At 70.3% G+C, this 20,235-nt stretch carries 21 protein-coding genes and 1 pseudogene; 15 read left to right on the forward strand and 7 right to left on the reverse strand.

The annotated features are described in order from the left end of the window. Positions 1-81 precede the first annotated feature (81 nt). Positions 82-1,053: a LacI family DNA-binding transcriptional regulator gene (locus tag ACFZDL_RS05680; protein WP_353592097.1), complete on the forward strand. Its 972-nt coding sequence runs from the start codon at positions 82-84 to the stop codon at positions 1,051-1,053. A gap of 69 nt (positions 1,054-1,122) precedes the next feature. Here the strand turns inward: ACFZDL_RS05680 and ACFZDL_RS05685 are convergent, their stop codons facing one another. From ACFZDL_RS05685 to ACFZDL_RS05695, 3 genes are read right to left on the reverse strand one after another with little or no spacing between them, the layout of a single operon-like run. After that, complete coding sequence (locus tag ACFZDL_RS05685; RefSeq protein WP_353592098.1) at positions 1,123-2,142, reverse strand: aldo/keto reductase; 1,020 nt, start codon at positions 2,140-2,142, stop codon at positions 1,123-1,125. A gap of 24 nt (positions 2,143-2,166) precedes the next feature. Continuing rightward, complete coding sequence (locus tag ACFZDL_RS05690; protein WP_353592099.1) at positions 2,167-3,063, reverse strand: helix-turn-helix transcriptional regulator; 897 nt, start codon at positions 3,061-3,063, stop codon at positions 2,167-2,169. A 2-nt stretch (positions 3,064-3,065) separates the two neighbouring features. Next, positions 3,066-3,221 (reverse strand): hypothetical protein, encoded by a 156-nt coding sequence (locus tag ACFZDL_RS05695; protein WP_353592100.1) that lies wholly within the window; start codon positions 3,219-3,221, stop codon positions 3,066-3,068. A gap of 200 nt (positions 3,222-3,421) precedes the next feature. On the opposite strand from ACFZDL_RS05695, the gene ACFZDL_RS05700 reads away from it, so the two are divergent. The 6 genes from ACFZDL_RS05700 (at position 3,422) to dgoD (ending at position 8,093) form a co-directional block, all read left to right on the forward strand. Beyond that, on the forward strand, positions 3,422-4,456 hold the full coding sequence (locus ACFZDL_RS05700) for an alcohol dehydrogenase catalytic domain-containing protein (RefSeq protein ID WP_353592101.1): 1,035 nt from the start codon (positions 3,422-3,424) through the stop codon (positions 4,454-4,456). 351 nt (positions 4,457-4,807) lie between these two features. Continuing rightward, the gene (locus ACFZDL_RS05705) at positions 4,808-5,692 is read left to right on the forward strand and encodes an aldo/keto reductase (protein WP_353592102.1); all 885 of its coding nucleotides are present in this window, start codon (positions 4,808-4,810) and stop codon (positions 5,690-5,692) included. A 109-nt stretch (positions 5,693-5,801) separates the two neighbouring features. Continuing rightward, entirely contained in the window at positions 5,802-5,984 is a 183-nt protein-coding gene (locus ACFZDL_RS05710) for a hypothetical protein (RefSeq protein ID WP_391190500.1), read from the forward strand. Continuing rightward, complete coding sequence (locus tag ACFZDL_RS05715; protein WP_391190467.1) at positions 5,930-6,070, forward strand: hypothetical protein; 141 nt, start codon at positions 5,930-5,932, stop codon at positions 6,068-6,070. The genes ACFZDL_RS05710 and ACFZDL_RS05715 overlap by 55 nt, the downstream gene beginning before the upstream one ends. 38 nt (positions 6,071-6,108) lie before the next feature. Further along, positions 6,109-6,885 carry an SDR family NAD(P)-dependent oxidoreductase gene (locus tag ACFZDL_RS05720; RefSeq protein WP_353592103.1) on the forward strand — a complete coding sequence of 259 codons (777 nt, stop codon included), beginning with the start codon at positions 6,109-6,111 and terminating at the stop codon, positions 6,883-6,885. A gap of 62 nt (positions 6,886-6,947) precedes the next feature. Then, on the forward strand, positions 6,948-8,093 hold the full coding sequence (dgoD, locus tag ACFZDL_RS05725; RefSeq protein ID WP_353592104.1) for a galactonate dehydratase: 1,146 nt from the start codon (positions 6,948-6,950) through the stop codon (positions 8,091-8,093). A 180-nt stretch (positions 8,094-8,273) separates the two neighbouring features. Here the strand turns inward: dgoD and ACFZDL_RS05730 are convergent, their stop codons facing one another. After that, the gene (locus ACFZDL_RS05730) at positions 8,274-8,441 is read right to left on the reverse strand and encodes a hypothetical protein (RefSeq protein WP_353592105.1); all 168 of its coding nucleotides are present in this window, start codon (positions 8,439-8,441) and stop codon (positions 8,274-8,276) included. A 292-nt stretch (positions 8,442-8,733) separates the two neighbouring features. On the opposite strand from ACFZDL_RS05730, the gene ACFZDL_RS05735 reads away from it, so the two are divergent. From ACFZDL_RS05735 to ACFZDL_RS05765, 7 genes are all read left to right on the forward strand, one after another. Continuing rightward, positions 8,734-9,453, forward strand: a complete 720-nt coding sequence (locus tag ACFZDL_RS05735; protein WP_353592106.1) for an FCD domain-containing protein — start codon at positions 8,734-8,736, stop codon at positions 9,451-9,453. 59 nt (positions 9,454-9,512) lie between these two features. Beyond that, positions 9,513-9,677 carry a hypothetical protein gene (locus ACFZDL_RS05740; RefSeq protein WP_353592107.1) on the forward strand — a complete coding sequence of 55 codons (165 nt, stop codon included), beginning with the start codon at positions 9,513-9,515 and terminating at the stop codon, positions 9,675-9,677. Between the two features lie 213 nt (positions 9,678-9,890). Then, positions 9,891-10,901: a LacI family DNA-binding transcriptional regulator gene (locus ACFZDL_RS05745; RefSeq protein ID WP_353592108.1), complete on the forward strand. Its 1,011-nt coding sequence runs from the start codon at positions 9,891-9,893 to the stop codon at positions 10,899-10,901. A gap of 120 nt (positions 10,902-11,021) precedes the next feature. Further along, positions 11,022-12,242, forward strand: coding sequence for a sugar ABC transporter substrate-binding protein (locus ACFZDL_RS05750; protein ID WP_353592109.1), 1,221 nt, complete (start codon positions 11,022-11,024; stop codon positions 12,240-12,242). An 18-nt stretch (positions 12,243-12,260) separates the two neighbouring features. Further along, positions 12,261-13,211, forward strand: coding sequence for a sugar ABC transporter permease (locus tag ACFZDL_RS05755; RefSeq protein ID WP_353592110.1), 951 nt, complete (start codon positions 12,261-12,263; stop codon positions 13,209-13,211). Between the two features lie 5 nt (positions 13,212-13,216). Further along, positions 13,217-14,050 (forward strand): carbohydrate ABC transporter permease, encoded by an 834-nt coding sequence (locus tag ACFZDL_RS05760; RefSeq protein ID WP_353592111.1) that lies wholly within the window; start codon positions 13,217-13,219, stop codon positions 14,048-14,050. Beyond that, complete coding sequence (locus ACFZDL_RS05765) at positions 14,047-16,140, forward strand: TIM-barrel domain-containing protein (protein WP_391190503.1); 2,094 nt, start codon at positions 14,047-14,049, stop codon at positions 16,138-16,140. Before ACFZDL_RS05760 ends, ACFZDL_RS05765 begins: the two co-directional genes overlap by 4 nt. Before the next feature lie 177 nt (positions 16,141-16,317). Here the strand turns inward: ACFZDL_RS05765 and ACFZDL_RS05770 are convergent, their stop codons facing one another. The 3 genes and pseudogenes from ACFZDL_RS05770 to ACFZDL_RS05780 form a co-directional block, all read right to left on the reverse strand. Beyond that, positions 16,318-16,452 (reverse strand): hypothetical protein, encoded by a 135-nt coding sequence (locus ACFZDL_RS05770; RefSeq protein ID WP_391190473.1) that lies wholly within the window; start codon positions 16,450-16,452, stop codon positions 16,318-16,320. A gap of 483 nt (positions 16,453-16,935) precedes the next feature. Next, positions 16,936-17,637: a hypothetical protein gene (locus ACFZDL_RS05775; protein WP_353592113.1), complete on the reverse strand. Its 702-nt coding sequence runs from the start codon at positions 17,635-17,637 to the stop codon at positions 16,936-16,938. A gap of 1,563 nt (positions 17,638-19,200) precedes the next feature. Next, a pseudogene (locus ACFZDL_RS05780) lies at positions 19,201-19,356 on the reverse strand (DapH/DapD/GlmU-related protein); the annotation flags it as partial. A 562-nt stretch (positions 19,357-19,918) separates the two neighbouring features. Here ACFZDL_RS05780 and ACFZDL_RS05785 point away from each other — a divergent pair. After that, complete coding sequence (locus tag ACFZDL_RS05785) at positions 19,919-20,206, forward strand: hypothetical protein (protein ID WP_353592115.1); 288 nt, start codon at positions 19,919-19,921, stop codon at positions 20,204-20,206. Positions 20,207-20,235 lie beyond the last annotated feature (29 nt).

The following is a 20,235-nucleotide window of genomic DNA, read 5'->3' on the forward strand; positions in this document are numbered from 1 at the left end:
AGCACGCTGGTCCCTGGCGCGTCAACGGGCCGCCGAGACCGCCCTGATAGCATCGACAGGCTGGAGCCAGGGGAGATCAGGATGGGCGCGCGCATCGGCTTGAAGGACGTGGCGTTGCGCGCGGGGGTGTCAGTGCCGACGGCGAGTCGTGTGCTCTCCGGTGTTCAGCGCAATGTCGATCCGGAGCTGGCGCTGCGCGTGCGGAACGCATGCGACGAACTGGGCTACAGGGTGAACGCCGCGGCGCGGGCGCTGCGGATTCAGTCGACGGATTCGTTGGCGCTCGTCGTTCCGGCGATCGCGAACGCGTACTTCGCGGAGCTGGTGTCGGCGTACTCGCGCCGCCTGGATCTTCAGGGCAAGCGGCTGGTGACGATCGACACGGGCGAGAGCCCGGAGACCGAGCAGCGCCAGCTCGGCGCCATGGATCGGGTGCTGGTGGACGCGGTCCTCGTGGTGCCCGCGGCGTTCGAGCTGAGCGGCGCGGCGATCACGGAGCTCGCGCGGTCCAACCGTGTCGTGCAGGTCGACCGCCGCGCACGGGGCGTCGAAGCGCCGTCGGTACGGCTCGACAACGCGGCGGGGGTCCGCCTGCTCGTGGATCACCTGCGGGCGCGGGGCCGCCGCAGCATCCTGATGGTCGACGCCCAGGAAGACTCCTCGTCGAGCATCGAGCGCACCACCGCGTTCCGCGCGCTCGCCGGGCCGGACGACCGGGTTCTGGAAATGCCGAACTTCACAGTGGCGAGCGGTATCGACGCGGCGCGGCTCCTGCTCGCGAACCCCGGCGACACAGATGCGATCATCTGCACCGCCGACACGGTCGCGCTCGGCCTGCTGACGGCGCTTCAGCACGCCGGTAAACGCGTGCCCGCTGAGTACGCGATCACGAGTTTCGACGGCACGTACATCTCCGATACCGCCGCGCCGGGACTCACCACCCTGGGCTCGACCGCCGAGCGCATGGTCGAGGCCTCCCTCGCCCTCCTCGACGGCGGCAGCGGTGATGTCGTCCTGAGACCCGAGCTCGTGGTCCGCGGTTCCAGCGGCTGACTGCGAATCCAGGGTCGGTCGATTCCAGGGTCGGTCGATCATGATGAGGGCGTGGTCAAGCGTTTCGCGTCAGCGGCGCCGCTGGTCGGCCCGTAGCTCGAAGTCGCCGTAGCTGTTGTCGGCGGGGTTGACGGTCACCCCGGGAGGCACGATCTCGTCGATCGCGTCGAGTACACCGGCTGAGAGCGTGGCCTCGGCAGCAGGCAGGAACGCTTCGAGCTGTTCCATGGTGCGCGGCCCGATGATCGCCGAGGTGACGCCGGGGTGGTTGATCACGAAGGCGACGGCCAGCTCGATCAGGGTCAGGCCGGTCTTCTCGGCGAGGAGTGCGAGCTGTTCTGCGGCGTCGAGTTTGCGCTGGTTGGCCGGGCTGCTCATGTCGAAGCGGGCCTGCGGCCGGGCCGCGGAGGCCGGCCCGGAGGAGGTGTCCTTGCGGTAGCGGCCGGAGAGCCAGCCGCCGGCGAGCGGGCTGTAGGTCAGGGTGCCCATGCCGTGGCGGCGCACGGTGGGCAGTACGTCTTCTTCAACGCCGCGGACCAGGATCGAGTACGGCGGCTGCTCGGTCACGAACCGCTCCAGGTGGCGCTCGCGGGCAACCCACTGGGCTTCGACGATCTGGGAGCCGGAGTAGGACGAGGAGCCGATGTAACGGATCTTGCCCTGGTGTACGAGGTCGGACAGGGCGCCGAGGGTTTCGGCGACGTCGGTGTCCGGGCTGGGGCGGTGGACCTGGTAGAGGTCGATGTAGTCGGTGTCCAGGCGCCTGAGGGAGTTCTCGACTTCCCGGATGATCCAGCGCCGCGAGCCTCCCCGTGCGTTGGGGTCGTCCTGGCTCATCGGCATGAAGAACTTGGTCGCGAGGACCACGTCTTCGCGTCGGTCCTTGAGTGCCTTGCCGACGATCTCCTCCGAGACTCCGCCGGAGTACACGTCCGCGGTGTCGATGAAGTTGATGCCGGCGTCGAGGGCGCGGTGGATGATCCGTACCGAGTCGGCTTCGTCTTCGTTGCCCCAGGGGCCGAACATCATCGCGCCCAGACAGAGGGGGCTGACCTGGACGCCGGTGCGGCCGAGCGGTCGGTAGCGCATGAAGGTGTTCTCCTCGTCGGGTTGTCAGTCGTTGTGCGAAGGGACGACTGTGCCGGTGCCGGCCCAGCTGGCGAGCAGGTTGAGGGCCTGCCGCTCGGGCGAGTCCGGTTCGGGGGTGTAGAAGTTGAGACGCAGGCCGGGATCGGCCGGCAGATCCATTGCCTCGTAGGGCAGCGCGAGATCGCCGACCAGCGGATGGTGAAGGCGCTTCACACCGGAGCGGTGGATCTTCACGTCGTGGCGCGCCCACCGGCGTGCGAACTCCTCGCTCTTGGTCGTGAGCTCTCCGACCAGGTCGGTCAGCGCCTTGTCATGGGGGGCTCGGCCGGCCTCGGAGCGCAGGAAGGCGACGGAGTCGTCGGCTCCCTTGTCCCAGTCGACCCAGAATTCCTGGCCGGCCGGATCGAGGAACAGGAAACGGGCGGTGTTGACCGGCCCGCGCTGAGCGAACAGCGGGGAGTCGAAGACCGGCGCGTACAGTGCCCGGCCCAGCGCGTTGGCAGCGAGGATGTCGAACCGTGCGTTACGCACATACGCCGGCACGTCGGTCATCGAGTCGAGCATCCGCAGGATCGTGGGCCGCACGCGGGACGCGGTCACGGTGGAGCGCCGGCCTGAGGGAGTCGACGCGCGGGCCAGGTCGTAGAGGTGCGTGCGCTCGGCCTCATTCAGCTGCAGTGCGTGGGCGAGGGCATCGAGCACAGAGTCCGAGGCGCCGCTGAGGTTTCCGCGCTCGAGCCGGATGTAGTAGTCCACGCTCATTCCCGCGAGCAGGGCCACCTCCTCGCGCCGCAGGCCCGCGACGCGGCGGTTTCCGCCGTGGACCGGCAGCCCGGCCTGCTGCGGGGTGATCCGTGCCCGTCGCGTGCTCAGGAACTCGCGGACCTCCGCGGCCAGGTTCTTCTTGTCGCTGTCAGCCATGATCAGATCTTGCGGACTTCCTTGGCGGCACCGACGGCCTGAGGCGGGCCGGCGCGGAGCGCGGGCCGGAACAGGACGACGTCGGGCAGTGAGACCGGTTTGGGTACGGCGTCCCCGATGAGCCGCTGGGCTGCTGTCGGGCGGGAATCCGGGGGCACGGGTGACTCCTCTTGATCGGCGTGAATCCTGTGCCGGTTCCTTCACGGTAGATGCGTCGGGAAGGACCTGCGAGGTACTGCCATTACCTGGAAGAGCAGTGACTCCCACCTGCGTGCCGGCGCGCGGTTTTCTGGAGAAGGCCCGGGGACTGCCAGTCCGGACCCGGGCCGAGAAGCCGCAACCGACCTGAAGGAACACTGTGCGCGCAGCACTCATGTACGCAGCCGGCGACGTCCGCGTCGGGCACGTCGCCGACCCGGCCCTGAAGGAGCCCACCGACGCGCTGGTCCGCATCACCGCGGCCTGCATCTGCGGCAGCGACCTTCACCCCTACCACTCCATGCCGGCCTCCGACGGCCCGGCCCGCATGGGCCACGAGTTCATCGGCATCGTCGAGGAAACCGGTGGCGACGTCGCCTCGGTGAAGAAGGGCGACCTGGTCGTCGCCCCGTTCGCGTACTCGGACGGCTCCTGCGAGTACTGCCGGGCCGGGCTGCAGACCTCCTGTGTGCACGGCGGCTTCTGGGCGAGGAACGGCATCGACGGCGGCCAGGGGGAAGCGGCCCGCGTGCCGCTGGCCGACGGCACCCTCGTCAAGCTCCCGGTCGGCGCCGACGACGCGCTCATCCCCTCCCTGCTCACCCTCTCCGACGTGCTGGGCACCGGCCACCATGCCGCCGTCCGCGGTGGGGTGAAGCAGGGCAGCACGGTCACCGTGGTCGGGGACGGTGCTGTCGGTCTGCTCGCCGTGCTCGCCTCGAAGCGGTTGGGCGCCGAGCAGATCGTCCTGATGGGCCGGCACACCGCCCGCACCGACCTCGGTCGCGTGTTCGGCGCCACCGACGTGGTCGCCGAACGCGGAGCGGAGGGCATCGAGAAGGTACGCGAGCTCACCGGCGGCGGCAGCCCCGTCGTCATCGAAGCGGTCGGGCACAGGCCCGCCTACGAACAGGCCTACGGGGTCGTCCGGCCCGGCGGCACCATCAGCCGCGTCGGCGCGCCCCAGTACGAGGAGGCCCCGGTCGGCTTCGGCAGCCTCTTCGGCCACAACATCACCCTGACCGGAGGCCCGGCCCCGGCCCGCGCCTACATCAGCGAGCTCCTGCCTGACGTCCTGGAGGGCCGTATCGAACCCGGCCGGGTTTTCGACCGCACCGTCGACCTCGACGGCGTCCCGGAGGGCTATCGGGCCATGGACACGCGCGAGGCGCTGAAGGTGCTGGTGCGGCCGTGAACGGGTACCCCGTACCTGACCGGGCCGGCACTGCCGATGGTGCTCATCGGCGCCGGCCAGGGGCTGGCACTGGCCACGCTGGACCTCCAGCGGTGTCGACGGCGTCGCCCCCGCGGACGCGGGAGCCGGCTCGGGCCTGGTCAACACCGTCCACCAGATCGGCAGCGCGCTGAGCCTGAGCATCCTGACCGCCGCGGCCGCCGCCATCTCCACCGGCCACACGGCCGCCGACATCGCGGCCCGCTCGGGCGCGGCCCTGACCGGCTCCGCCGTACTTCTCATCCTGGCCACCGTGGCCGTCGCCACGCTCATCCTGCCCTCACGGGCCACCCGCGACGAAAGGTCTTTCTGATGCAGACCCTCACTCTCAACAACGGCATCACGATGCCCGCCCTCGGACTCGGTGTCTTCCAGACCCCGCCCGAGGAGACCCGGGCCGCCGTCACCGCGGCGCTCGAGCTCGGCTACCGGCACATCGACACCGCCGCGGCCTACGGCAACGAGCGCGAGGTGGGCCAGGCCATCCGCGACTCCGAGGTCGCCCGCGACGACGTCTTCATCGAAACCAAGATCTGGATCAGCGACTACGGATACGACGAGACCCTGCACGGCTTCGACAAGAGCGCCGCGAAGCTCGGGGTCGACCGGATCGACCTGCTGATCCTGCACCAGGCACTGCCCTCGGAGTTCGACCGGACCCTCGCGGCCTACCGCGCCCTGGAGAAGCTCCTGGCCGACGGCAAGGTCCGTGCCATCGGCGTCAGCAACTTCATGGTCGACCACCTCACCACGCTGCTGGACGCGGCCTCCGTCGTGCCTGCGGTCAACCAGCTGGAGATCCACCCCTACTTCCAGCAGCGCGCCGTGCTCGACTTCGACGACGAGCACAACATCATCAACCAGGCCTGGTCACCCATCGGCGGGATCACCTTCTACCCGGGATACGGCGAGGACCGCAAGAGCGTCCTGCAGGACCCCGCCGTCACCGCCATCGCCGAGGCGCACGGCAAGAGCCCGGCTCAGGTGCTGCTGCGCTGGGGCCTGCAGCAGGGCCGCTCGGTCATTCCCAAGTCCACCCGGCGCGAGCGGATCGCGGAAAACCTCGACGTCTTCGACTTCGAGCTCACCGCCGACGAGCTCACCGCCCTCGATGCGCTCGAGACCGGCCGACGCGGTGGCCCCGAGCCCGAGGCAGTGACGCTCGCCGACTTCGGCCGCGCCATTCCCGAGGCCTGAGCCGCACCGCTCGCCCTGGAGCGGCTGAGCTCGGACCCGTCGCCTGGCCGGCCCGGCTTTCAGCCCCGACGGAGCCACCTTGTACCTCGCCGACAGCGCCCACGGCACCGTGTACGCCCACCGCATGGATCCGGCAACGGGGGCGCTGGCCAACCGACGGGTCTTCTTCCGGCTCGCCCCTGGCAGCCGCAGCCCCGACGGGATGACCGTGGACGACGAAGCCGGCTGTGGTCGGCGGTGTGGGGAGCGGCAGAGGTCCGCTGCTACGCGCCGGACGGAGAGCTCCTGCTGACGCTCGGCCTCCCAGCCGGACAGCCCACGAGTGTCTGCCTGACCGGCGACCGGCTACTTGGCACCCCCCTAATAATTCATATTTAATCTAAGGGCTGCTGCCGCCCTTCCCGAGGAGCCCTCTGATGCATCCCACCACCACCTCCCCAGCGGACCGCTTCCACGGCCGCTGTGTGCTGGTCACCGGCGCCGCCTCCGGGATAGGCGCGGCCACGGCACACCGGCTCGCCGCCGAAGGCGCACGTGTCGTCGTCGCGGACATCGACGAGGAGGCGGGAGAGGCCGTGGCGGCGGCCGTCCGGGAGGCCGGCGGCCACGCGCTGTTCCAGCGCTGCGACGTCTCCGAGGAGTCATCGTGGGACGGGACGGTGAAGGCCGCCCGTGAGGCCTTCGGCCCGGTTCGGGCGCTGGTGAGCAATGCCTACGCCGTGAGGGTCGCAGCGGCCCATCAGACCAGCGCGGCCGAGTGGAACCGGCAGCTCGCGGTAACCCTCACCGGATCGTTCCTCGGGGTGCGCGCCTGTCTCGACGATCTGATCGCGACCGGCGGCAGTGTGGTGCTGGTCTCCTCGGTGCACGCCCTGGTGGGCTTGCCCGGGCGGCCCGCGTACGCCGCGGCGAAGGCCGGCCTGACGGGGCTGGCCCGGCAGTTGGCCGTCGAGTACGGCGGCCGCGTCCGGGTGAACAGTGTGCTGCCCGGCCCCGTCCTCACCCGCGCCTGGGACGGCATAGGCGAGGAGGACCGGCGGGCCACGGCCGCGGAGACCGCTGTCGGGCGCCTCGGCCGCCCCGAGGAGGTCGCCGCCGCGGTCGCCTTCCTGGCCGGGGACGACGCCTCGTTCATGACCGGTGCCTCGCTCGTCGTCGACGGCGGCTGGAGCGTCCTGAAGAACTCCTCGTGAACCTCGCCGGACCTCAGTGACCGGTCTCCCGCCCCCGCGCCTCGCCTTTTGGAGCAAACCTCTTGAGAATCTCCCGGGTTGAAACGTTCGCCGTCCCGCCCCGCTGGCTGATCTGCCGCATCGAGACGGACGACGGTGTGGTCGGTTGGGGCGAGCCCGTCGTGGAGGGCCGGGCGGCCACCGTCCGCACCGCCGTGCACGAACTCGCCGAACATCTGATCGGCCAGGACCCCATGCGGATCGAGGATCACTGGCAGGTGATGACCAAGGGGTCGTTCTACCGCGGCGGCCCGGTCCTCTCCAGCGCCGTCGCCGGACTCGACCAGGCCCTGTGGGACATCGCGGGCAAGACACTCGGAGTGCCGGTCCATGTGCTGCTCGGCGGTCCGGTGCGCGAGCGGGTGCGGGCCTACAGCTGGGTGGGCGGTGACGAGCCCGCCGAGATCGCCGATGCCGTCAAGGCACAGGTCGAAGCCGGCTTCACCGCGGTCAAGATGAACGCCTGCGGGCGGATGAACCGGCTGGCCACCGCCGCGGACATCGCCGCCGTCGTCGAACGGGCCGCCACGGCCCGCGAAGTCCTGGGACCCGAGCGTGACTTCGCGATCGACTTCCACGGGCGGTTCAGCGCCGCCAACGCACGCCGTGTCCTGCCCCATCTCGCGCCGCTGGCCCCGCTGTTCGCCGAAGAACCCGTCCTGCCCGAGTACACCCACCGCCTGGGTGAGGCGGTCGCGGCGTCGTCCGTCCCCATCGCCACGGGCGAGCGCATCTACTCGCGCACCGAGGCCCTGCCCGCACTGCAGGCCGGTATCGCGGTGCTGCAGCCGGACCTGTCGCACGCGGGCGGGATCTCCGAGGTGCGGCGCATGGCGTCGCTGGCGGAGACCTTCGACGTGCTGCTGGCCCCGCACTGCCCGCTTGGCCCGATCTCCCTGGCGGCAAGCCTCCAAGTAGCCTTCAGCACACCGAACTTCCTCATCCAGGAACAGAGCGTCGGCATCCACTACAACCAAGGCGCCGAGGTCCTGGACTACGTGGTCGACCCTGAGGTCTTCCGGTTCGACGAGGGGCACATCCGCCGGCCTCTCGGGCCCGGTCTGGGCATCGAGGTCGACGAGCAGGCGGTACGCCACGCCGACAACAGGGCACCGGATTGGCACAGCCCGGTCTGGCGCCATGCGGACGGCTCGTTCGCCGAGTGGTGACCCCTCCCCCATCATGCCGTTCACCCCGACGGGCGGTGTGGGCAAAGGTGTGACACGCGGCTGCGCGGCGGGCGCTTCGGCCCCGCCGCGCAGCCGTGTTCCCGGGGCTGACGGGCACAGCGGGCGGCGCCGGTCCGGGACCGGGCGCCACCCATGGCGTGCGGCAGACCGCCGCGGGGATCAGCCGGGCAGGTCCGCGCCCTTGGCACGCACGGCCGTACGCGGTACGGCCACCAGCTCGGCGGTCTCGACGGCGGTACGGGTGCGAGCCGCTTCCAGCCCGTCGCGCACGGAGGCGTCGACGTAGGCGCGGGCGACGTCTCCCGTGCAGCGCAGCCGCAGCAGCACCTCGCCGTGGCGACCGCGTTCTCCCGCAGGCAGCGCAGGGCCGGCTGCGGCAACCGCGGCGCGGGGCTCAGCGGCCAGCGAGTGAACACACCGTCCCGGGTGGGCCGTCCCACGCTGTTTTGATCGCACAGAACCACCTCGACCCCGACGGTCCGGAGAACTACGGCGCCACGCCCGACGGGCAACCGGCCGGCTCTTTGCGGTCCACATCCAGGATGTATTCATAATTAATGTTTAGCTGTAGGATAAAGTACTGACGTTATCAGTCCCTCGATACCAGGGAGCATTCGCCATGGCGTCCTACTCCGGCCGCGGCGTACACGGACAGGTCGTACATCAGCTGGGCGCCCGCATCGTGGGAGGCCGGGTCGCCGAAGGCGAGACGCTGGACATCGGCGCGCTCGGAGCCGAGTTGGACGTGAGCCTGACCGTCATGCGAGAGGCGCTGAAGGTCCTCGCCGGTAAGGGCCTGATCGACGCTCGGCAGAAGCGCGGCACGTTCGTCAGGGAGCGAACCCACTGGAATCTCCTCGACGCCGATGTGATCCGCTGGCGTATGGAGACGGGCGACGGCAGTCAACTGCTGCGCGATCTCGCTGACGTGCGCTCCATTGTCGAGCCGGCCGCGGCACACCGGGCCGCCCTGCACCGCACCGACGCGGACCTGACCGCCCTCGAAAACGCCCTCGAGGCCATGGGTCAGGCACACGCCGAGTCCAGCGACGCCGCCGAAGCCGACGCGGCGTTCCACCGAGCACTGCTCGCCGCCACGGGCAACGAGATGCTGCAGAGGATGGACATGCTCCTGGAACCGGGCCTCAGGGAGCGCGACCGCATGGTGCACGCCCACGGTGACGCCGACGATCCGGTTCCCAGCCATCGTGTGGTGCTCGAAGCCGTGCGCGACCAGGACCCCGCCCGAGCGGAACTCGCCATGCTGGACCTGTTGGCCAAGGCGACCGAGGACCTCGACCACCTCGACCGTTCTCCCGACGCCACTCCCCGATCCTGAGTGACGGCCCGAACGCGGCCGCTCGGGGGGCTGTCGCGCACGACCACACGCCATAGCCGGTGATCACCTGGACGCTCTCCGAACCCGCTCCGCAGGTGACGGACCGGGTCCTGTTCGCGGTCATCGGTCCGGGCGCGGCGTGCACCGCAGGGGGTTTCACCGCGTTCTCCGCCCTGCTCAGCGCCGAAGGCCCCGCGCGCGCGGCTCCGGCCTCTGCCGAGTGACCGCCACGACGGGCGTGGAACCGGAACCCGCGTACGAGCCCGTGCGTCGAAATCCATCGAAATTTCCGCGATCTATGGACTGCCCTGCTTTCCCTACCTAATCTCGCCGATGCCGTGCGCAGCTGAAAGCGCACCGCCGATGCGTCGAACCCCTTCGACGGGCAGACGGGCAGACGGGCATGGGCTACGGAGACGGAAGACGGGCAGCACAGCATGGTCGGTATCACTGAGGTGGCACGGCACGCGGGTGTCGCGGCCAGCACTGTCTCCTACGTGCTCAGCGGGAAGCGCCCCATATCCCCGGCGACCCGCCGCCGAGTCCTCGACTCCATCGCCAGCCTGGGCTACCGGCCCCCGGCTTCCGCCCGCTCGCACACCATCGGGCTGGCCGTGCGCGTCGACGACGGAGCGCACCGTCCACTGCTCGCTGAGTTCATGCTGTCCGCGAGCGTCGCCGCCCGCCGCCACGACTGCAACGTCCTTCTGCTCACCGACCACGCCGAGCACAGCGTGCTGGACGCGGTGCTGCTCGATGGGCTGATCCTCATGGACATCGGGATTCATGACCCGCGGCTGGAGACGGTACGCGGCCTGCCCGTCCCCACGGTGCTCATCGGCCTGCCCCACGATCCCGCCGGGCTGGCCTGTGTCGACCTGGACTTCCGCGCGGCCGGCCACCTGTGCGTCGACCATCTCGCCGACCTCGGCCATCGTGAGGTGATCCTTCTGGGCGCCCCCGAGGCCGCATACCGGCGCCGGACCGGATTCGCCGTGCGGACGGTCGCCGGAGCGCTGGAGCGGGCCGCCGCCCGCGGTGTCCGGCTCATCCACAGGCCGGTCGAAGGAGACTGGGACAGTACGGCGGGCACCCTGACCCGGGTGCTCCAGGAGCGCCCGGACGCCACCGCGCTGATCGTGCAGAACGAAGCAGCCACCCCTCATCTGACGCCCTTGCTCCGCAGCTTCGGCCGCGCGGTGCCCGAGGACATGTCGCTGGTCGTGCTGGGCTCGGACGCGGTGGCGACGGCCGGCACGCCCGCCCTCAGCTCGATCGCCGTGCCGGCCGCCGGACTCACCGAGCGAGCCATCGAGTTGCTCAGGCGGCGGATCGACCAGGGGGCCGGGGCAGCGGGCGAGCCTCCGGTCCTGCTGGAGCCGCGGCTCACCATCCGGGCCAGCACCGGCACGCCCCCGTCTGACCGCCCCCTCCACCCGGCTCCGTAGCTTCCCACCCGCCCGGCTCCCCCTCGCCGCAGCGGCCGTCCCTCGCCGTAGCGGCCGTCCCTCGCCATGCCGCCCGCAGTCATGCGCGCGGTCCCCCCTGCGACCCCGAAGGGCACCTCCTTGTCCCCGTGCACCCGCGCAGCCACCGCCGTCTGCGCCGCGCTCGCCCTGACCGCGACGCTCAGCGGCTGCGGCCTCATCACGGCCGAGACGCCGCCGAACACCCTGACCGTCACGGACTACTACACCGCTGAGCCGGGCAACACCGCACTCACCGAGATCCTCCGGTCCTGCGGACACCAGGTCGGCGTCACCGTCGAACGCGAGGTCATGCCCCGCGCCCAGCTGGTGCCCAAACTCCTGCGGGACGGAGCCGCCAAGAGCCTCCCGGACCTGGTCCTCAGCGACAATCCCGATCTGCCCAAACTCGCCTCGACCGGCGCTCTCCTGCCGCTGGAGGGGCGAGTGCGCACCGACGGCTTCTACGACAGCGTGCTCAAGGCCGGCACCTATCAGAACAAGCTGTACGGCGTCGCCCCGGGCGTGAACGGGCTCGCGCTCTTCTACGACAAAGCCGTCTTCGAGAAGGCCGGCCTCGAACCGCCCACTACCTGGAAAGAACTCCGGGAGACCGCGGCGAAGCTGACCGTGGGCCATCGCTACGGACTCGCTCTGTCCGCCGTCGCCACCGAGGAGGGCACCTGGAGTTACGAACCCTTCTTCTGGGGCGCCGGCGCGGACCTCGGACAGCTGGACTCGGCCCGGTCCCGCTCCGCGCTCACGTACTGGACGTCGCTGTTCCGCGACGGATCGGTGTCCACGTCGGCGCTGAACTGGCAGCAGTCGGACGTGGCGGAGCAGTTCATCGGCCGCCACGCCGCGATGATGATCAACGGTTCCTGGCAGCTGGCCTCCCTCGGCACACAGAAGGGGCTCGACTACGGCGTCGTCCCGCTTCCCACGCGGCGCAGCGGCGGCGCACCGGTCACCCCGCTCGGCGGCGAGACCTGGGCGGTACCGAAGGGAGACAAGCAGGACCGGGCCCTCAAGGTCCTCAACTGCGTGCTCAGCCGCGACCACATGCTCCAGTGGGCCCAGCTGCGTGCCGACGTCCCCGCCGACCCGGCCGTCGCGAAGCGACTGGTGAAGAAGCAGCCGGATCTCGCCCCGTTCGTGGCCAGCGCGCCCACGGCCCGGTCCCGCACAACCGAACTCGGCACCGCCTACCCAGCCGTCTCCGAGGCGCTGCGCACCGCACTCCAACAGGCCGTGACCGGACAGCTGAGCCCGGCGAAGGCCCTCGCGGCCGCTCAGCGCCGGGCCCAGTCCGCAGACCACTGATCAGGCGAGGTGCCCACCATGACAACCCTTCTGGACAAGCCCGTCCGCACGGCGGCGCACTCGGACGACCGGGCCGCCGCCGCCACCCGCCGAGCGCGGCTGGCGCGCCTGAGCTTCTATGTGCCGGCCCTGCTCTACCTGGCGATCTTCTTCGGATACCCGATCGTCGCCAATGTGGTGATGTCCTTCCAGAACTACTCGGTGACGTCCTTCTATGACGGCGACGCACCGTTCACCGGGCTCGCCAACTACGCCGAGATCCTCACCGACGACCTCTTCTCCACCACGCTGTGGAACACGGCCGTCTTCACCCTCGCCTCACTGATCCTCCAGTTCGCCATCGGCCTCGGCCTCGCGCTGTTCTTCCGCCGCCGCTTCCCGCTCAGTGGCACGCTGCGCGCCCTGCTCCTGCTGCCCTGGCTGCTCCCGCTGCTGGTCTCCGGCACCGTCTTCCGCTGGCTGCTCGACCAGGACTACGGTGTCATCAACCAGGTGCTGCTCAACCTGCACCTGATCAGCGACCCCGTCCCCTGGCTGGTCAGCCCCGACCACGCCATGACGGCCGTCGTCATCGCCAATGTGTGGATCGGCATCCCCTTCAACATGGTGATCCTGTACGGCGGCCTCCAGTCCATCCCGCCGCAGCTGTACGAAGCGGCCTCGCTGGACGGCGCGGGCGCCTGGCAGAAGTTCCGCCACCTCACCTGGCCCCTGCTGCGACCGGTCAGCTCGGTCGTCGTGATGCTCGGACTGATCTACACGATCAAGGCGTTCGACGTCGTCATGGTGCTCACCCAGGGCGGCCCCGCCGATTCCACACAGCTGCTGTCCACCTGGTCCTACCAACTCTCCTTCACCGACCTGCGGTTCGGTCAGGGCGCCGCGGTCAGCAACGTCCTCATCGCCATCGCCATGCTCTTCGCGCTCGTGTACCTGCGGGCGGTCCGCGCCGAACAGTCCGAGAGGTAGTCCCGATGTCCCCCGCCGCCTTGAACACCGCCCGCCGCTGGTGCAGCACGGGCATCGCACTGCTGATCGTCGGCGTACTGCTCTTCCCGCTGTACTGGATGTTCAACGCCTCGCTCCAGCCGGGCCAAGCGTTGCTGAGCATCCCGCCCAAGTGGTTCCCCACCGCCCCGACCCTCGACGGGTACCGCGCCGCCTTCGACACCCAGGGCCGGCATCTGCTCATCAGCCTCTTCGTGGCCTGCGGCAATGTGGTGCTCACCCTCGCCCTGTCGGCTCCGCTGGCATGGGCGCTGGCGAAGTTCCGGCTGCGCTGGGCCGCGGCGCTGCTGTTCGTCCTGCTGATCGTGCAGATGGTGCCGGGCATCGTGAAGGCCAACTCGCTCTTCGCGCTCTACAGCGAGATCGGGCTGCTCAACAACACCATCGGGCTGATGCTGGCCCAGTCCACACTGTCCGTGCCGTTCGCCGCGGTGCTGCTCCGTGCGCAGCTGCGCGATATCCCCACCGAGGTCATCGAGGCCGCGGCGCTGGACGGCGCCGGGTCCTGGCGTACGTTCCTGCGCATCGTCGTCCCCATGAGCCGCAACGGCCTGATCACCGCCGGCCTGTTCGCGTTCCTCTTCTCCTGGGCGGACTTCCTCTTCGCGATCACACTGACCTCGCGTGACGCGGTGACCCCGGTGACCGTCGGGATCTACCGCTTCATCGGCGCCAACGCCACCGACTGGAACGCCCTGATGGCCTCCGCAGTCCTCGCCTCCCTCCCCGCGGCGGTGCTGCTGGTCGTCGCCCAGCGGTATATCGCGGTCGGTGTCACCGGCGGCTCGGTCAAGGACTGAGCCCAGCCCCGGTCGAGGACTGTCCGCATCCCTACCCACGCACTGGAGAAACCACGTTGAACACGTTCCGGGAGCACGACGGCGGCCTGGAGTGGCGCGGCGGTCACGAGTCGCTGCGCGTCGAACCCTGGGGGCCGGACTCCGTCCGCGTACGAGCGGCCCTGGGCCCCGTGCGCGACGACATCCCCGGCGCCCTGCTGGAGCGGCCCGGCAGCACGGCCGAGATCACCGTCCCGGATCTGACCGGTCTGACCGTCTTCAAGAACGGACTCGGTTCGCCCGTCGACGCCGTTCCCTCCGCGCGCCTGGTCAACGGCCGTATCACCGCGGAGCTGACCGCCGACGGCATGCTGCGCTTCGTGCGTACCGCGGACGGTGTGGAACTGCTCGCGGAGCGCCCCGCACACTTCTGGTGGCCCGGAAGCCGCGTCCACATGCCGACCGGGCACGGCTACCACCGCCTCGAACAGAACTTCACGGCGTACGAAGGGGAGCGGCTGTACGGCCTCGGGCAGCGCCAGCACGGACTGCTCGACCACAAGGGCACCGTCGTCGACCTGGTGCAGCGAAACACGGAGATCACCATCCCGTTCGTGCTCTCCAACCGCGGCTACGGCCTGCTGTGGAACAGCCCCGCCGTCGGCCGGGTCGAACTGGTGCGCACCGGCACCCGCTGGGTGGCCGACAGCGCCCGCCAGATCGACTACTGGATCACCGCGGGCGACCGGCCCGCCGACATCCTCCGCTCCTACGCCGACGCCACCGGACATGCCCCCGCGTTTCCCGACTGGGCCACCGGGTTCTGGCAGTGCAAGCTGCGCTACCGCACCCAGCGGGAACTCCTGGACGTCGTCCGCGAGCACAAGCGCCGGGGCCTGCCGATGTCCGTGGTCGTCGCCGACTTCTTCCACTGGACGCGGCTGGGCGACTGGAAGTTCGACCCGGCGGAGTGGCCCGATCCGGCCGCCATGGTCCGGGAACTGGACGAGCTCGGCGTCAAGCTGATGGTGTCCATCTGGCCCTCGGTCAACCGCTCGAGCGAGAACTATGACGAACTGGAGCGCCGTGGCCTGTTCGCGGCCAACGAGTACGGCACCGCGGCCCACGCCACCTGGGTCGACAAGGGCGCCGACCACCGCGTCATGGTCTCCTTCTACGATCCGACGAACCCCGAGACCCGCGCCTACGTGTGGTCCAAGGTCCAGGAGAACTATCAGCGGCTGGGCATCAACCTGTGGTGGCTCGACGCCTGCGAGCCCGAGATGAAGCCGGGCCACCCGGCCAATCTCCGCTACCACGCGGGCCACGGCCAGGAGGTCGCCAATCTCTACCCCCGGGAGAACGCACGCCTCTTCCACGAGGGCATGGCCGCCTCCGGCAACACCGACGGCCTGTCGTTCTCCCGCTCCGCCTGGGCGGGCAGCCAGCGCTACGGCACCGCCGTGTGGTCCGGCGACATCGGCACCGACTTCGCCGCCCTGCGCGCCCAGATCGCGGCGGGCCTCAGCATCGGCCTGTCCGGCATCCCCTGGTGGACCACCGACATCGGCGGCTTCCACGGCGGGGACCCCGACGACCCCGCGTACCGTGAAGTCCTCATCCGCTGGTTCCAGTTCGGTGCGCTGTGCCCGATATTCCGGCTGCACGGCTTCCGGCTGCCGTGGCTACCGCTGGGCGGTGAGATGACCGGCGGCCCCAACGAGGTGTGGTCGTACGGCGAGGAGGCGTACGAGATCATGCGCGGCTACCTGGAACTGCGCGAACGGCTCCGCCCCTACATCGCCGAACAGATGGCCACCGCCGCCCGTGAGGGCCTGCCCCCGATGCGCCCGCTGTTCCTCGAGTTCCCGGAGGACGAGACGGCCTGGACCGTGGCCGACCAGTTCCTGCTCGGCCCCGACCTGATGGTCGCCCCCGTCACCGAGGCCGGTGCCGTCCGCCGTGACGTACATCTGCCGGCCGGCGCCCGCTGGCAGTGTGCCTGGACGGGCACCACGTACGAGGGCGGCACACGGCCCACACTCGACGCCCCGATCGACCGCGTTCCGCTGCTGTTGCGCGACGGCGCACAGCTGCCGGTGACGGGATGACGCCTCGTACCTCGTGCTTACGGCTGTCGAGCACCGTCCCCGTCGGCACCGGCCTGTCGGGCAGCGGCTCGGCGTTGTTGTCGGTCAGTGCGAGGCGCATCGACTCGGGCGGCTCGGCCACCTGGTCTGGCACGATCGGCACGACGAAGTCCACGCTGGTGCCCCCGGGCGGGATGTTCAGCCACGCCCACAGGTGCGCGTCGGACAGCGGCCGCTCGGGGTCGGCACGTCACCGGACCAGTCCTTGAGCCACTGCGGGTCCACGTCCTTGGTGGACAGCTCGGCGCCCTCGGTGACCGGAAGCACCCGCACCGGCTGCCAGATGTCCGCGGACCTGCCCGCTGCCGTGCCCGGAGATCTCGACCGGAATCCGGTAGGTGCGGGTGCCCGAGTCACCCTCCTTGACGATCGTGCGGCCCACGTCGACTCGCGGCAGTGCGGCCGCCTTCACCGCCGAAGTGCCGGGCGCCCAGCCCCAGGCGTCCATCAGCCAGGCCCGCCCGGACCGCGAACGGGGCGTCAACTCAAGGGACTTGATGCCTGAGATCGAGCCCGGCCCGGGTCGAGCGCCGCGCCGCTGTGCGAACCAGACGTGTGGCGTTCCATCGTCCTCGGCACCCCGAGGACGGGGCGAACCCCTCCCGCGGTGGAAGTCGTCGCCCGGGAGCTGGTCCGCCAGATCGACTCGGCGGTGAAACGGGGCAGATGGCCCTCCGCCCAACTGCAGAGAGCCGCGGGTGCGGCAGAGGGGGGCTGACCACCCGGTCACCCGCGCCCCTCCAGCCGACCCCACAGTTACTGCATCAGTTCGGTGTGGGGGTGTTCCGGCGCCCTCGGGCAGATGTAGAGCTGCTGTTTGTAGCCGCTGCCGATCTGGACCGAGGTGGGCCGCAAGGGGTTGAAGCTGGTGGGCGATTTCTCAGCCGGGTTCTCGTACGGGAACCAGCTGCGGGTAGAATCGTCGCCTTCGAACGTGGCGATCGTCAGGAGCGCATCCATCTCGCTGCCGCAGGCGGGGCAGAGCCGGGGGGTGGGGTCGGTGGGGCCCCAGGAAGGCCAACCGCCGACTTTCCAGCCGGGCGCGACGGACAACGCGTTCCAGTAGAACTCCTCCGGGTAGGGCGCGTAAGAGCTGTCCACACCCGCGCCGGCTGCCTGCCACAGGTCCCAGTTCCCCAGCTGTTCCCGCAGCTCCTTGCTCAACTCCATGGCGCTGGGGTACTCGATGACCTGCTCCGGGTTGAGCAGGCACGGCTCGGGCAGGTAGCCGTCGAACTGCACCGCAGGCGGTTCCGGGGGCGTGGTGAGAATGTCCGTGACCTCGGCTGCCGACCGCCAGAACAGCGCGGTCCTGGGCATGATCGGATGGTCGAAGGGACACCACAGAACCTGGAGCAGGTCCGCCCCTTCAGGCGCGTGCAGACCAGGCACGTCCCGCACATACAGCTGCGCGACGGGCAGCATCGCTATGGAACCGTCGTACGGCTGGACCGCCACCGTAAGCGGATACTCCCGAGGGGGACGGATTCGCTCAAGGGTCTCTCGCTCCTGCGGGGTCAGGCTCCTCTCGCGCATGGCGGCATGGATCCGTCGTTCCAGCCGCACATCCGCCGGAGGCAGGGCCGGGTTCATTCCGTCCACTTCATGAGGGCCCTCGCAATGGAGCCATGGCTCGTCGGCAGGCCACAGCAGCGGCCCGCCGATCGAACTGTCGCGTGGCGAAGGCACCCCGGGGCGGGGGTGCAACCGGGTCGCCGCGCGGGCCAGCGGAGCCAGTTGAGGAAGGACCGCGGCGACATCGACCGGCCGCGGCGGCGTGGTAGGAGTGACAGTCATGGCCTCGATCCTGCCAGCAGCCAGTGACAACGAGGCTTGCGATCGGCCGGAGCAGCCCCTTCCTCAGGCGCCACATAGCGGGATTGACCTTCGCGGTCTGGACCGCTTCGTTCAGGCGACGGGTTCGGGACGGTGTATGCCGCGTGGCCGGTAGCCGAGTGCGTGGGAAACACCGGCCAGGTCGGCGAGGTACCAGATGATGGCGAGCCACATCTCCGTACCCTGCAGGCCGGGCCGGGTCTGGGGGTCGCCCGCGGTGGTGGGGTGCGGGGCGCGGAACGCGAATCCCTCGCCGTCCATCCAGTGCTGGAGCGCGTCGGCGAGCAGCTGTCGTGCCAGGGCCACGACTTCCTCGGCGCGGTAGCCGGTGGTGCGGGTCAGCCACAGCGGGTGCGCGATGTCCAGGATGTTGCAGGCGGTCTGCCTGTCTGGGCGGGTGTAGCGGGGGTCGCGGGCGTGCTGGAGCACGGAGTCGATGGTCCGCTCGGGGTAGGGCACGGGCAGTCCGTACTGTGCGAACGTGCCGCGGCTGGCGCGGTAGAAGCCGTTCACGACCCGCATCAGGCCGTCGGCGGCACTGGGTTTGCCCCACAGGCCGGTGTGCGGGTCGGCGTGGGTGAGCAGCCATCCGAACAGGGCGTCGAGCGCGCCGGGCTGTTCGCGGACTCCCTTGCGGCGGTTCCACATGATGGCGGTGCCCAGGATGTCGATCCAGTCGCCGCTGTGCCAGGGGTTCTCCTGCCAGGGCAGCGCCTCCACGTGTTCGACGACGTCACCGGCGGTCAGTGCGGCGACGCTGTGCAGGGGGTGGGCGAACTCGCTGCCCAGCACATCGAGGGCGTAGCCGACGCACAGGAAGTGGTAGCCGGTCTCTCCACTGAAGGGGGGTGCTCCTACAGGGCGTTGGCGTCCGTCCTCGTCGAGCGCGCCGACGATGCCGCTGTGGGGGTCCTGCCAGGAGCGCAGTCGTGCGATCTGCTCGTCGGCGGGGAGTGGGAGCGGGGCGTGCCCGTGGAGCAGGTCGGCGATCTCCACGGCGTCGCACTGGGCGCGCACGGTGGGCGGGCCGCCGGGCGCGTCGGCGAACAGGCCGCCGTCGGGGCCGGGCGCGAAGCAGCGGGCGATGATGTCCTCGGCCTGGGCGCGGGCGGTGTCCGCGAAGGCCGCCACCGCGTTGGCCAGGTCCGCAGGCGCACTCTTGTGGGCCGTGCCGGGGGGTGTTCCGCGCCAGCGCAGGACCCGGGCGGGGTTGCCGGCGACGACGGCCCTGGCCGGGACGTCCTTGGTCACCACGCTGCCGGCTCCGATCACGGCGCCGTCGGCCACGGTGATGCCGTCGAGCAGGACGACGTGCGAGCCGATCCATACGTCGTTGCCGATCCGGATGCCCTTGGAGGTGATCGGCTGGCGGAACACCTCGGTGTCGGGGTCCTGGTATCCGTGGTTGAAGGCGAGCAGGGAGGTGTGGGCGCCGATGCGTACGGCATCGCCGAGTTCGACGGTGCCGCGGACCACGGCGTAGGGGTTGACGGTGCAGTCCCGGCCGGCGCGCAGGGTGCCGGTCAGGTAGGCGCCGGCCGCGATGTAGCTGCGGGGTCCGAGACGCAGGTGGTCGTTCTGGACCGCGGCCAGCGGGGAGACGTAGCAGTCCTCGCCGATGCTGTATTCGGCGTCGTCCTTGCCCAGTGTCTGCTGGAAGTCGTGCTGCCGGGCGCGGTCGTCGGCGGTGGCCTGGGACCAGTAGAGCCAGGGCGAGTAGTCGAAAAGGGCCGGCGTGGCGGCGGCGTTCGAGTCCGTCATGGGGTTCGTTTCCCTCACGTGCGGTCGGTGGGCAAGGGCGTTCCCGGCGGCCGTCGCCGCCCACCGGGACGCCCCGGTTTCAGCGTTATTTTCGTCGAGGTCAGGTTCCGTTGGCGGGCCGGCGGCGGACGACGGGGGAACCGTGGGGACCACGGTGTACCGCGCGGCGTACGGCGACACGGTCCGGCACCGGCGGCGCATCATCCAGCGCGGCGACGGGAACGTCACCTTCGACGAGGAGGTCTGGCTGCCGGAGGAGTACGTGGATGTGCCCAGGGCCGGCATGGAGTTCGAACTGGCCGAAGACTTCGACACCGCGAGCTGGATCGGCCTCGGCCCGTGGGAGAACTACCCGGATCGATCCTCTTCCGCTCTGCGGGGCCGGTGCCGGTACCACGCCTGGCGGCGGCACCTGCTGCTGGAGAAGTAGCCCCGTCCGGCCCGCGGCCCGCCGCACAC

The sequence above is a fragment of the Streptomyces sp. NPDC007917 genome (assembly GCF_042959105.1).
Classification (GTDB): Bacteria; Actinomycetota; Actinomycetes; order Streptomycetales; family Streptomycetaceae; genus Streptomyces.

What these genes read in the sequence shown, in the direction of transcription:
- ACFZDL_RS05680 (WP_353592097.1), top strand. Translation starts at nt 82, where the DNA reads ATGGGCGCGCGCATCGGCTTGAAGGACGTGGCGTTGCGCGCGGGGGTG.
- ACFZDL_RS05755 (WP_353592110.1), top strand. Translation starts at nt 12,261, where the DNA reads ATGACAACCCTTCTGGACAAGCCCGTCCGCACGGCGGCGCACTCGGAC.
- ACFZDL_RS05760 (WP_353592111.1), top strand. Translation starts at nt 13,217, where the DNA reads ATGTCCCCCGCCGCCTTGAACACCGCCCGCCGCTGGTGCAGCACGGGC.
- ACFZDL_RS05705 (WP_353592102.1), top strand. Translation starts at nt 4,808, where the DNA reads ATGCAGACCCTCACTCTCAACAACGGCATCACGATGCCCGCCCTCGGA.
- ACFZDL_RS05720 (WP_353592103.1), top strand. Translation starts at nt 6,109, where the DNA reads ATGCATCCCACCACCACCTCCCCAGCGGACCGCTTCCACGGCCGCTGT.
- ACFZDL_RS05690 (WP_353592099.1), bottom strand. Translation starts at nt 3,063, where the DNA reads ATGGCTGACAGCGACAAGAAGAACCTGGCCGCGGAGGTCCGCGAGTTC.
- ACFZDL_RS05685 (WP_353592098.1), bottom strand. Translation starts at nt 2,142, where the DNA reads ATGCGCTACCGACCGCTCGGCCGCACCGGCGTCCAGGTCAGCCCCCTC.
- ACFZDL_RS05745 (WP_353592108.1), top strand. Translation starts at nt 9,891, where the DNA reads ATGGTCGGTATCACTGAGGTGGCACGGCACGCGGGTGTCGCGGCCAGC.
- ACFZDL_RS05735 (WP_353592106.1), top strand. Translation starts at nt 8,734, where the DNA reads ATGGCGTCCTACTCCGGCCGCGGCGTACACGGACAGGTCGTACATCAG.